This is a genomic window from Microbulbifer variabilis, assembly GCF_052467165.1.
The window spans coordinates 2,002,302-2,014,794 of record NZ_CP174301.1 but is presented as its reverse complement, the minus strand read 5'-3'; the positions used below and the strand labels follow the sequence as shown (position 1 = coordinate 2,014,794).

Here is a 12,493-nt window from a genome sequence, read left to right as displayed (position 1 = left end):
TTTATTTTGGCTGGGACAGCAATACTTTGATGAATTGAGTTACAAACCCAATTCATCACTCTAGAAGAACGACCCAATGGCAGCGCTATATGTGACGACAAATAGAGAGTTTTTGTAAATGGTTGGACGTTACAAGCTCAGTAATTACGTCAGGAAGGGTAGACTTTGAGATGTGGAGAGCCCCCGCCTCAAGCAGGGGGACACCTATAAATAATAAGACCGGTAATATGAAGGGATTTAGGTCATGGAGACTTATGATTGTCCGCCATTAACACCGGCCAAGCTGCGCGCAGGTACATCACCATGGTCCATAGAGTGAGCGCTGCGGCAACATACAGCAACAGGTAGCCCAGTGTTTCCATCACTGGAAAGTCTCGGACATCAAAAGCGAGAAGGACTATGATCGCTGCCATTTGTGCGGTCGTTTTTATCTTGCCTACATAAGAAACTGCAACGCTGCTACGCTGGCCCAACTCTGCCATCCATTCCCGCAACCCAGAAACAGCGATCTCACGACAAATTATTACTGCGGCCGCCACCGTAAACCAGGCGCTCTTATGCAGCCCAACAAGTAACACTAGAGCAGTGGCCACCATCAACTTATCTGCAACCGGATCAAGGAAGGCGCCAAAGGCTGTACTTTGGTTTAGTTTTCTCGCCAGGTAACCATCCAACCAATCTGTGGCTGCAGCGGCAGCAAAAATCACGGCAGAGGCGATATAGCTCCACTTATAAGGTAAATAGAAAACCAAAACCAGGACCGGAATCAGTGCAACGCGAAGCAGTGTCAGTTGATTGGCGAGTGTCATACTTTTCTCTGTTCTTGTGGAGGGCGTACGTTAACAAGCCATCGCACAAAATGAAACGCTCAGTAGGAAAGCCGGATAATTTTTTCGACAACTTCAGCTGTTTATCATTCGTGATGTAAGGCCGAATATATATCTTGTGCGAGTTTGCGACTTATTCCTTCCACGCTGGCAATTTCTGTCACCGTAGCCTTCTTAATTTCCTGCAAACCACCAAAGTGGCGCAGCAATGCTCGCCGACGCGCAGGCCCTACCCCACCAATGCCTTCGAGTGGGGACTCTCGCCTCTTTTTATCCCGCCGAGCTCTATGCCCCGTAATAGCAAATCTATGGGCCTCATCTCGAACTTGTTGAATCAGGTGCAATGCAGCTGAATCAGCGGAGAGCACGAGTTCTTTATTGCTAGAAACAACATGCAGAGTTTCAAATCCAGCCTTGCGAGTGGTGCCCTTAGCCACACCTATAATTTGTACGCCAACAACCCCAAGCTGATTGAGGGATTCAACAGCCTGGCTCACCTGGCCTTTACCCCCATCGATTAACAGGATATTTGGAAACTTACCCTCCCCATCAGACAGTCTTGTATAACGTCGCTTAAGGGCCTGTCCCATTGCGGCATAGTCATCCCCGGCCTGTATTCCCTTGATGTTAAACAGACGATAATCCGTTTTAACAGGGCCGCCGGTATCGAACACAACACAAGATGCGACCGTTGCTTCACCGGATGAATGGCTGATATCAAAACACTCCAGTCTTTCTGGCAGCTGCTCTAACCCAAGTACCTCCTGAAGAGACTCAAAACGACCAATTAACTTTTGCTGGGCAGCTGTACGGCTGCTTAAATTCTGTTGTGCCGCCTGCTGTGCCATTTCTACCCAGGTAGCTCTTCTGCCTCGCAAACGATATACGATCGCAACGTCCCTTCCTGCCTGTACCCCGAGAGCCTGCTGTAAAGGCTGCATATCTTCAAGCGCTTCCGAGACCAATATCTCGCGAGGAATTTCACGAGGATTGCCAATATAGAATTGGGGTACAAAAGCAGAAAGCAGCTCCACGGGGCTCAAGCCGAGACGTTCACTGGGGAAGTAACTGCGACTGCCCAAGATACGCCCCTGTCGAATAAACAGAACGTGTACACAGCAACTTCCCCCTTCACTTGCCACCCCGAGCACATCGACATCGCCACTATCACCCTCTACCACCTGATCGGCCTGGAGGCGGCGCAAAGCAGAGATCTGATCCCGCAGGCGCGCAGCTTTTTCAAACTCCAAGGCTCTGGAGGCATCATCCATTTGGTCGGCAAGTTCGCGGATTATATTGTCGCTCTTGCCGGTGAGAAACATTTCCGCATGCCTCACATCCTGTCGATACTCATCCTCACCGATAAAATTCACACAGGGCGCAGTACAGCGCTCAATTTGGTATTGAAGACAGGGCCGGGAGCGATTGCGGAAGACGCTGTCTTCACAAGAACGGATACGAAATGTCTTCTGTAGGAAATTCAGGCTATCGCGAACCGATGAGGCATTAGGGAAAGGGCCGAAGTAGCGTCCCTTCTTACGCTTGGCTCCACGATGCAAAGCAATACGTGGGAAAGTATCGCTGCTCGAGAGAAAAATGTAAGGATAGCCCTTATCGTCTTTCAACATCACATTGTAAGGTGGATGCTGGGACTTGATCAGGCTTTGCTCAAGTACTAAGGCCTCTGTCTCGCTACGGGTGACAGTGACTTCAATATTGCCAATACGCTGCACCAACGCCATGGTCTTTGTGGTAAGGCCTGAGCTTCGAAAATAACTAGAAAGCCGGTTGCGAAGGTTTTTCGCTTTACCCACATAAAGGATCCGGTTATCCGCATCAAACATCTGGTAAACGCCAGGCTTGCGGGTAACCGAGGATAAAAAACGCTTGCTATCAAACATCTGGCAATCGGTACAGTGGGTTCATCAGGTTCCCACAGAAATTAAAGAGCCGCTTCTGGGTCAAGTATCTGGTACTTAACGGCAAGCAAAGTTAGCTCCACATCGCTGTTAATATTCAGCTTCTCAAATATCCGGTAGCGATAGCTATTTACGGTTTTCGGGCTTACGGAAAGCGACTGGGCAATCTCTGCGACTTTAGCACCGTTAACAATCATATCAGCGGTCTGTAATTCACGTTTGGATAGTTTCTCGAAAGGAGACAGGTTTTCCGCTTGGCCAGAGACATTCCGCAAAGCCATTTTGGTGGCCATGGAGTTACTGATAAAGACACCACCACTGACAACAGTACGAATAGCGCGAACCATCTCCTCCAGGTCTGCCCCCTTAGTGACATAACCCATGGCGCCGGCCTGCATTAATCGACCAGGGAATAGGTCATCATCTAGGGCACTAACCGCGATCACCTTGGCCCCTGGACAGCGGCCGAGCAACTTTCGCGTTGCCTCAAGACCACCCATTCCAGGCATTTTAACGTCCATCAGGATGACATCGACCTCAGACTGGCGCACAAACTCCAAGGCTTCTTCGCCACAGTTTGCCTCGCCAACAACCTCTATATCCGCGACGTCACTCAGCATGCGCGAAATCCCCATTCGCACAAGATCGTGATCATCCACCACTAAGACTTTGATCAAATTATCCCCAACTACGGATAAGTGCAGCGGCTGCGCAGCGTATTAGTCCCCATCGCGCGCTCCCTCAAACTGCGTTCTTCTTTTTACTCACGAGGAAACTACCCCGTGTAGATCCACCCCAAGAATCCTGTCGCAACATACCAGACAAAAACGCTACTGCAAAGCAATACTGCCGTTTCAAATGCTGCCGAAAAGACATTTGGCCACAGGATCTTGCTGCCTTTATAACCATTTATTATACCGTAAAAACGTACCAAGTTATTTTTCTGCGATCAACATTCTCCTTTCCGCACTATTTGCGTCCTTCGATACGGATATGTGAAGAAAATGTTTATGGTACAAATAGAAATATATGAATCGTGTTGCATTACTTTTGGTTATATAGTTACAGTTTGGAAAGGGCAGCATAAAGCCCTGTTGGGGATGATAGTTTTCTGGCAGTCAAACTCAACTGGCCCGGGAGCTTTTGATCAGAGTAACTACGACCAACAAAAGATTGACTCTGCGCACGATTAACTGTGCTTAAGGAGCAGCCCCCAAATGAAGAACCTATGAAAGAAAAAAGAGTCCGTGAGCTGCAAGCAAAAGCACCGAAGAGATGTTAGGGGTAGTAACGGGGTTCCGGCTCCAGGGATACACCAAATTTAGCATGGACATCTTCAGCAATATCTTCAGCCAATCGCGTCACTTCAGCACCGGCTCCTCTACCTGGATTTACCAGTACCAGAGCCTGCAACTCATGAACCCCGACAGCGTCACGCCTGACACCGCGCCAACCAGCCCGATCTATTAACCAGCCTGCAGCTAACTTCCAACAATCCCCGGCAGCAAATGCAACGAGATCCGGGTGCTCTGCCTTGAGATTCAGATAGCTATGGGTATCGACAATAGGATTCTTAAAAAAGCTGCCGGCATTTGGGATTTTATCCGGCAACGGCAGCTTACTGTTGCGAATATCAATTACCGCCTGAGCAACCTGTGAGGGTGTAAGCCTATCAACATTCCAATTTTGTCCAGCTACATACTGGCTTAGTGCGGGGTAATCAATATGCGCTTGCCATTTCTTGGGAAGGCACAAGTTCACCTGGGTAATAATATATTTGTCCCGGAGTTTCCCCTTAAAAACACTGTCACGATAAGCGAAACTACAATCTTTTGCTGCAAAGTTTCGCAATTCACCGCTTGCGATCTCCATTGCCTGGAGACTCACGAAGCGATCACACAACTCAACTCCGTAGGCACCAATATTCTGGATTGGTGCAGCACCTATCTTGCCAGGAATAAGGGCAAGATTCTCAAGCCCCCCCAACTCCCCTTGCACCGTAGCCATTACTATTCGGTGCCAATTTTCACCAGCCGCCGCTTCTAGAATATGGCCCGAATTGTCAGACCTAATAGAAAAACCACGAAGGTCGACCTGAATGACCAGGCCCGGATAATCACCTGTTAAAACTATATTACTACCACCACCAAGGGGCAATATTGGCAGGGAGCGCTCGCGGGCAAATGCTAATGCCTCTCGCAACTGCTCCAACGTTTCCACCCTGGCAAAGAATGCACTGTGCGCAGAAATTGCCAGAGTATTATGCGGTTGCAGATCAATATCATTCTCTATCATTGAAGTTCAGCTTTAGCCGAGCAGTGAGCGCATGCGCTGAAGATCCTGTTCAGTATCTACACCGCCAGGTACCTCTGCACAAGCATTAGCCACATGAATATTCTCATCGTGGTACAAAAAGCGCAGCTGCTCCAGAGCTTCAAATTTCTCCAAAGGGGCCATTGGCCAAGTCACAAAACTTTGTAGCTGCGCCACTCGATAAGCATAGATTCCAATATGCCTACGTGGTTCCAGGCCTGCAGGTAGGTCGCTGCTATCCTGAGCAAAAGCATCCCTGGGCCAGGGAATGGGAGCACGTGAAAAATAGCGGGCCAAACCGGATTCTGCAGTTACAACCTTAACGATATTCGGGTTATGGAAATCCTCCAGGGTAAGAATTGGCTCTGCCAGAGTAGCAACGCCCGCATCGGTATTTTGCGCGAGATTGGAAGCTACCTGATCGATAACCTGAGGCGGAATCAAGGGTTCATCCCCTTGTACATTTACCAGGATACGATCGTCGGACAACCCCAGGTTTGCTGCCACTTCTTGTAAGCGATCAGTTCCTGACGCATGCTCCGTGGATGTCATACACACTTCACCACCAAAAGAACGTACAGTCTCCGCCACGCGCATATCATCAGTAGCGACAAAAATCCGCTCTGCACTGCTCTCACTGGCACGCTCGTAAACATGCTGAATCATAGGCTTGCCGGCAATATCAGCCAGGGGTTTACCAGGTAACCGGCTTGAACCGAATCGAGCAGGAATAATTACGTCAAAAGAGAAACTATTTTTCATGTTGGCAAAACTGTTGCAGGTGCTGATGCACCTTCTGATAGAAAAGGTCTGGTAATTTCGCTCGCACCTCAAGTGCCCACCAATGGCTCTCCCAGAAATCCCGGCATTTCACCGCGTCTTTCATAGTCATTAGCACTGGGGTTTCGCCATCAAAATGCAGCTCCTGTGGACTGAACTGATGATGGTCCGCAAAGGGCTGCTCCATCACCTTGTAGCCAAGTTTCTGCAGTTCGCGGAAAAATCGCTGGGGATTACCTATTGCAGCAACTCCATGACAGGGGCCGATCTCTGGTCCGGAAGTCAGTCGCAGGGTGGAGGTCTGGTCTAGATTGAACTGGTGCCAACAAGATGGCTCCAGTGTCATTTGGAATTCGAGCAAATCACCACACTGCTGCTTTACCTTGGGTTCTGGCTCGCCATTACTAACCACAATATCCACACTTTGCAGACGGGTGGCGGGTTCCCGTAGCGGGCCCCGCGGCAACATATGGCCGTTGCCTAGGCCACGATGGCCATCCACTACGCAAATTTCCAGGCTCCGCCAGAGACTGTAATGCTGTAAACCATCATCCGAGAGAATCACATCGCACTGGTGGTAGTCGATCAGGGCCTGGGCGGCTTCAGTGCGTTGTGGGGAAACCATCACTGGAACTCCAGTGATCAGGTGCAGCATCAAAGGCTCATCGCCAGACTCCAATGGATGTGATTGCGCTGTAACCTGATAGGGGTAACGCTCAGCTCGCCCGCCATAACCGCGACTGATAATACCGGGGTTGTGGCCCCGCTCTTTAAGCCAGCGCGCGAGCTCTGCCACAAGTGGTGTCTTGCCAGCACCACCAACGGTAATATTCCCAACCACAATAACCGGTACTGAAAGAGGTTCCGGTGGCGTACGTGAGTTTAATACCCGACGCCGCCTACTCACTCCACCGTAGAGCATTTCCAGTGGCGTCAACAGGGAGAGGGAGCGCCCCTTCCCTTTCTCCGGATACCAGCGCTTGTTAAACCAGTCTTCCAGTGACATCCAAGTGCCCTATCCCATAGTCTGCTGTTGCAACAAAGTGGCGTAACGCCCCCCGCGAGCGAGTAACTCTACGTGGTTACCACTCTCTACGATGTGTCCTTTCTCCATTACCAAAATACGATCGGCATTCTCGATGGTAGTTAAGCGGTGAGCAATAACAAACGTAGTGCGATTTTTCATCACTTCTGCCAAGGCAGCCTGGATATGCCGCTCCGATTCATTATCCAATGCAGAGGTTGCTTCATCCAAAATCAAAATTGGCGCATCCTTAAGCAGGGCCCGAGCAATTGACAACCGCTGGCGTTGGCCACCAGAAAGCATCTGCGCATTATCACCCAGAACAGTTTCCAGTCCCTGAGACAGCTCTTCAATAAAGTCTGCTGCGTGCGCCTGCTCAATTGCACGCAATACATTTTCCTTTGGCGCATGTTCAAGCTCACCGTAAGCAATATTTCGATAAACTGTGTCGTTAAACAGCACAATATTTTGCGACACCATACTGATATGCCTGCGGAGATCTTGCAAAGGTACCGATGAAATATCGGTACCATCCACCAGAATACGGCCACCTGTTGGCTCGTAGAAACGTGCCAGCAGGCTCACCAAAGTACTTTTACCGGAACCGGAGGCGCCGACCAATGCAATAGTCTCACCCGGCTCTACTGAAAAGCTGATATCAGATAGCACCTGGGGCGCGGATTCATCGTAGCTAAAGTCAAGTGCCTCAAAGGAAACCGAGCCACGAACTGGCTTGGGCAAATCCACATTTCCGCCTTGCGACTCCTTCGGCGCATCCATCACTTCGAAAATACTCTCCGCCGCAGCAATACCCTTCTGGATATCAGCAAAGACTTCCGACAGACTGCGCACCGGTTTTGCCAGGGAAGCCGCCGCGCCAATGTAGGCTGCGAAAACACCGGCAGTCATCGCCTCCACCATACCCGGGGCCAACGCCAGCCATACGATAGTGGCAGTTGAGAGCCCTACCAGGATTTGGATCACAGATACACTGGCGTTGTTGGCTACCACCAGTTTCATAAACTGCCTGCGATTGTTATCGCTGGCAGACTGGAATCGCGAATTTTCGTATTCCTGACCACCATACATGCGTACTACTTGATAGCCATTAATTGCCTCTTGGGTAACATGTGTTACGTCACCCATGGAGTTTTGTATCCTGTGGCTCAACTTGCGAAAACGCTTGCCCACCGTACGCACAATCAGAGCAATAAACGGCGCAAACAAGAAAAAAGTCAGTGTCAGCTTCCAGTTCACTAGCAACAGGTATGCCAGCAAACCAATAGTGGTAAAAGACTCACGAAATAAAACCTTTACGGCCTTAGTGATAGAGTTAGTTACTTGCTCGACGTTATAGGAAACTTTGGAGATGAGGTAGGCGCCCGTGTAGCGATCAAAATAAGCACTGGGCAGCTGGCCAATCTTCTCAAACAGCTGGGCTCGCAGCTCGTGAATCACCGCACGACCCACATAAGCCAAGCCGTAGCTGCCGACAAAGTTTCCAATTGCTCTCAACACAATGATCAAAAGCATCGCAAGAGGTACCAACCAGCGAGCAGTCTCCTGGGGCATAACCCCCCCGGGATAATGGGATGCTACAAACTTGGATAGGAACCCCCTGCTCTCCTGAATACCTGCACCAACAGCGTCGAGCAATAGCTCAGTAACAGCAATCAGGCTCACGCCCATGATGGAGAACAGGAAAAATCCCAGTACCGCAACAGCAAAAATGGCCAGATGCGGTCGGGCGTAGGCGAGCAGGCGTCGATAAGTGTGCGCCCCGCGCTGTGGTGTGCTCGGGGGCAAGGTTACTTTCTTCATACAGACCAATGACTGGACCCACCCCCTAAGGAGCGGGATCGCACACAAAACCTACAACCAATCGCAGTACCGAGGCAGGCTTTGCGCGCTAGTTCTCTTCCGGTTGCCGTGTAGTAATGCTTAGGTTGACAAAGCCCAGCTGTCCAGCGGCATCCATTGCACGAACCACGGCCTGGTGGTGGGCTGTGGCGTCGGCGGTTATCACAAGCGGGCGATTGTACTCGCCTGCGGATACTTCCGACAGCGCAGATTTCAAAGTGGTCAGTTTTTTATTGATCAGTGCCTGACCATCCACCGAATAGGAGCCATCTGCACTGATCAGAATTTCTACAGCTTGCGGTTGATCCGCTGCCTGAGGGCCCGCGGCCTCAGGCAGGTTCAACTTGAGATGGCTCTCTTTGGTGAAAGTAGTAGACACCATAAAAAATATGAGGAGCAGAAAGACCACATCGATCAATGGCGTTAGGTTTACCCCATCCTGCTCTTTGGTTTGGCGGCGAAACTGCATGGATTGCTACCTCGCTCAGGCCGCATCTTCGATTTTGCGGTCACTGTGTAAAGCATCCACGAGTTTTACCGCTTCCTGCTCCATAGTCACTACGATGGTATCTACCCGGCGCTGAAAGTACCTGTGTGCCATCAGTGCAGGAATCGCGACAGTCAAACCGGCGGCAGTGGTAATCAGAGCCTGGCTGATACCTCCGGCCAGTACACCCGCGTTTCCGGTGCCTTCAAGCATAATTGCCGTAAACACCTGGATCATACCGATAACAGTACCCAATAAACCAATCAAAGGGGCAACAGCAGCAATCGTGCCCAATGCACCCAGGAAACGCTCCAGGTCGTGGACCACTTGGCTCGCAGTTTCCTCAATACTGTCTTTCATAACTTCCCGTCCATGACGGGAATTGGAAAGCCCGGCAGCAAAAATGCGCCCTAAAGGACTGGAGTCACGTAACTCTTTTAACTTGTCGGCGTTTACCTGGTTGCTTTTCAGCCACCCCCAAACATCTCCTAGCAAAGTACGCGGTGCAATACGCTGGGGATTCAAAGTCCAAAGGCGCTCAATACAAATTGCAATTACGGCAACAGAACAAAGCAGGATCGGCAACATCAGCCAGCCGCCAGATTTTATTATTTCAAACACTTTTTTGGCCCCAAACAGCGAGAGGGATTTTCGTAATTTTCTTCTGCACTTGAGATGCAGGAAGGGCACTTTATCACAGCTACTCCCGGCGGCTAAGTCTTCCAGGTAATCCTTCGCTGTCAGTGTGACTCGCATACCAAAATCGCGGAGCCGACCGCGCGATAAAAATTTCAGGTTCTAGAGCGTTTTCCCCCCAGAAAAATTCAACCGCGCCACTGTCGGCAGTATTGAAAATTCGCGCACCAACTTCGTGATACCGCGCAACCACATCGGAGTGTGGATGACCAAAGTGATGACGAAATCCCGCACTGAAAACAACATGTCTGGGCTTTGCCCAGTTCAACAAAGCCATGGATGATGAAGTCTTTGAACCATGGTGAGGTGCCACCAGTACATCCACTGGAACAAACTGCGGATAAGTTATTAGCAGGCGGCGTTCTACTGCAGCACTGATATCACCGGTTAGCAATATCCGTACCTCACCCCATTTAACCAGGGCAACACAGCTGTGGTCATTCTCCTCACCAGTAACTGTTACTTGCTCGGGCCAAAGCCAGCGGATATTAATATCACCAAATTTTTCTTCTTTGCCCGCAACGCAAGTTTTGGAGAATACATCCAAGCCAGCCGCTAATTTTTGCCCTAACTTTCCTGGTGCGTACAGGTTGCTAACAGATTTACCAGACAACACCCCCTCAACGCCCCCAGCGTGATCCTGATCACCATGGCTGACAATCAGCGCATCCAGTTGATCAATTCCTCTACCACTGAGAAACGGTGCAACAATTGTATTTCCCGCACTCCATCCGGAATTCGAAACCGGCCCGGCATCAACTACCAGCTTACCCCGTGAAGAATAAAGAACTAAAGCCAGGCCCTGCCCTACATCCAACACAGCAAATGTGAGCCCCTCACGCTCAGTTGCAGGTAGAGGCAATACCGGTTGAATCAGAGGTAACAGGAATAGCCACCCCAGGTTTCTTCCCGGCATTCCCCTCGGCATCAGTAACATCAGCAGGCACCCCGCGACAACTGATAACATCAACACACCCTGGGGAGGGCTCAGAGCCTGCCAGGTGGGCAAGTATCTGTCAGCTCTCTCCAATAGCTGCAAGAGAAGGTCCAGCTGCCATCCGGCAAAACTGAGAAACAAATGCCCCAACGCCGTGTTTATTAACAAAGCCCCCGACATCAAAGCTGGCAGGATTAGCAAGCCCAACCACGGAATAGCGAGTAAGTTAAGCAGTAATCCGCCGCTGCTGTAACCGGAAAAGTAGACAACTGAAGGTAGTATCAAGCCCAGCGCGACCAGCCATTGGCTACGTAGCAGCTGAAGAAAAGCATTGAGAGTATCTGCAACCCTGGGTAACGACCGCCAACCCCCTTCCCTACCTTGGTCCTGGTGTCCCTTCCCAATCACCTGTCGCCCACCGAAGCCGAGGAGCAACGCCGCTACTGCAGCGAATGACAGCCAGAATCCAGCTTCGTAAAAGGCAAGAGGCTGAATCACCAGTACAAGCGTCAAAGCCAGAGCGAAAGCAAATCCCGCACCTATCCTACGGCGCCACTGCCAGGCGAGTAGCAACACCCATGTCATTACCATCGCCCTCTGGGCTGATAGCGGTGCGCCAGCCAGCAGGGTGTAAACCAAGACCCCGGAAGACGCCAAGATGACCGGAAGTAACCGCAGGCTAGCGCCAATAAACACACCAGCACTTCGACTAATCATATTACCGATCAGCAGTAGAAAGCCCGCAACCATCCCAACGTGAAGTCCAGAAATGGCCAACAAGTGCGCTGTCCCCGTCCGCTGCAATATTTCACGTTCCTCTCCACTGAGCCCACTGCGATCCCCTAGTAGCAGCGCAGCCGCCAGTGCAGGCCTTTCAATCGGCAGTTCTCGAAGAGCTTCACGAAACACATCGCGTATTTTCGCCAGTCCCCAGCCCTGCCCCAACCATTCTGGATTTAGATCTTTCGGGCGAACATAGCCAGTTGCATACACACCACGACGCAATAACCAGCCCTCGTAGTCAAACCCATAGGGGTTTACACTACCCCGCGGTCGCTTTAGACGGACGGGCAACCTCCAATGACTGTTACCTCGCAATTGAACAAGAGCGCTCGGAGTTACTCGGTACCAGGTGAGATAGAGAAGACTCCCAGAGACAATATCTTCATTCGTAGAGACCACTTTAGCCTGAAAGCGTATATTGACACCCGGATCTCGCTGCCAGCTCCCTCCGTCTACTGAGCGGATTTCTGGCAAAGAAGTGACTTCTATATCCAAGAAATGATCTGACCCATGAGCCCAAAGAGGCAATCGTTGATCCAGGACTGCCTGGTTGGAAAATAGTGCCCAGGACGACCCAGCAAAGGACACTAAAAGAATGCCCCATAGACTGATACGCTGCGAAGACGGTGCCACAACAAGGCTTACTACCAAGTAGCCACCCAATAGCTCTGTGGGCCGGGGCAATACGGGAAGTAGCCCAACCAATACAATTGACAGGGAAAACACCCATAGCCACACAATCGGCCCGCCAAGTATCGGTACCCTAGATCCACCAGCTCTTCTTTCTCCTTTGGCGACAGGGGAGCCTGTCAGCCTGCGGCCCATTGCTATCAATAAGAAATACTCCCTGTAAGGAATCCACACAAA

At 50.7% G+C, this 12,493-nt stretch carries 10 protein-coding genes; all 10 read right to left on the bottom strand.

Annotation, left to right across the window (positions count from 1 at the left end):
* Window positions 1-242: 242 nt before the first annotated feature.
* The 10 genes from pgsA to ACJJIP_RS08995 all read right to left on the bottom strand — a co-directional run bounded on the left by pgsA (window position 243) and on the right by ACJJIP_RS08995 (window position 12,364).
* Window positions 243-809 carry a CDP-diacylglycerol--glycerol-3-phosphate 3-phosphatidyltransferase gene (gene pgsA, locus ACJJIP_RS09040; RefSeq protein ID WP_020412939.1) on the bottom strand — a complete coding sequence of 189 codons (567 nt, stop codon included), beginning with the start codon at window positions 807-809 and terminating at the stop codon, window positions 243-245.
* Window positions 810-913: 104 nt separating this feature from the next.
* The gene (gene uvrC / locus ACJJIP_RS09035) at window positions 914-2,728 is read right to left on the bottom strand and encodes an excinuclease ABC subunit UvrC (protein WP_444946709.1); all 1,815 of its coding nucleotides are present in this window, start codon (window positions 2,726-2,728) and stop codon (window positions 914-916) included.
* A gap of 41 nt (window positions 2,729-2,769) precedes the next feature.
* Window positions 2,770-3,423: a response regulator gene (locus ACJJIP_RS09030; protein ID WP_026305042.1), complete on the bottom strand. Its 654-nt coding sequence runs from the start codon at window positions 3,421-3,423 to the stop codon at window positions 2,770-2,772.
* 601 nt (window positions 3,424-4,024) lie between these two features.
* Window positions 4,025-5,041, bottom strand: coding sequence for a UDP-N-acetylmuramate dehydrogenase (gene murB / locus ACJJIP_RS09025; protein ID WP_353376262.1), 1,017 nt, complete (start codon window positions 5,039-5,041; stop codon window positions 4,025-4,027).
* A 12-nt stretch (window positions 5,042-5,053) separates the two neighbouring features.
* On the bottom strand, window positions 5,054-5,821 hold the full coding sequence (gene kdsB / locus ACJJIP_RS09020) for a 3-deoxy-manno-octulosonate cytidylyltransferase (protein WP_353376263.1): 768 nt from the start codon (window positions 5,819-5,821) through the stop codon (window positions 5,054-5,056).
* Window positions 5,811-6,845 carry a tetraacyldisaccharide 4'-kinase gene (lpxK, locus tag ACJJIP_RS09015; protein WP_282953383.1) on the bottom strand — a complete coding sequence of 345 codons (1,035 nt, stop codon included), beginning with the start codon at window positions 6,843-6,845 and terminating at the stop codon, window positions 5,811-5,813. The genes kdsB and lpxK overlap by 11 nt, the downstream gene beginning before the upstream one ends.
* A 9-nt stretch (window positions 6,846-6,854) precedes the next feature.
* Complete coding sequence (gene msbA / locus ACJJIP_RS09010; protein ID WP_020412946.1) at window positions 6,855-8,684, bottom strand: lipid A export permease/ATP-binding protein MsbA; 1,830 nt, start codon at window positions 8,682-8,684, stop codon at window positions 6,855-6,857.
* Window positions 8,685-8,772: 88 nt separating this feature from the next.
* Window positions 8,773-9,192 carry an ExbD/TolR family protein gene (locus ACJJIP_RS09005; RefSeq protein ID WP_020412947.1) on the bottom strand — a complete coding sequence of 140 codons (420 nt, stop codon included), beginning with the start codon at window positions 9,190-9,192 and terminating at the stop codon, window positions 8,773-8,775.
* Between the two features lie 15 nt (window positions 9,193-9,207).
* Window positions 9,208-9,831: a MotA/TolQ/ExbB proton channel family protein gene (locus ACJJIP_RS09000; RefSeq protein WP_020412948.1), complete on the bottom strand. Its 624-nt coding sequence runs from the start codon at window positions 9,829-9,831 to the stop codon at window positions 9,208-9,210.
* A gap of 79 nt (window positions 9,832-9,910) precedes the next feature.
* Window positions 9,911-12,364, bottom strand: coding sequence for a DNA internalization-related competence protein ComEC/Rec2 (locus tag ACJJIP_RS08995; RefSeq protein ID WP_444946708.1), 2,454 nt, complete (start codon window positions 12,362-12,364; stop codon window positions 9,911-9,913).
* Between the last annotated feature and the right edge of the window lie 129 nt (window positions 12,365-12,493).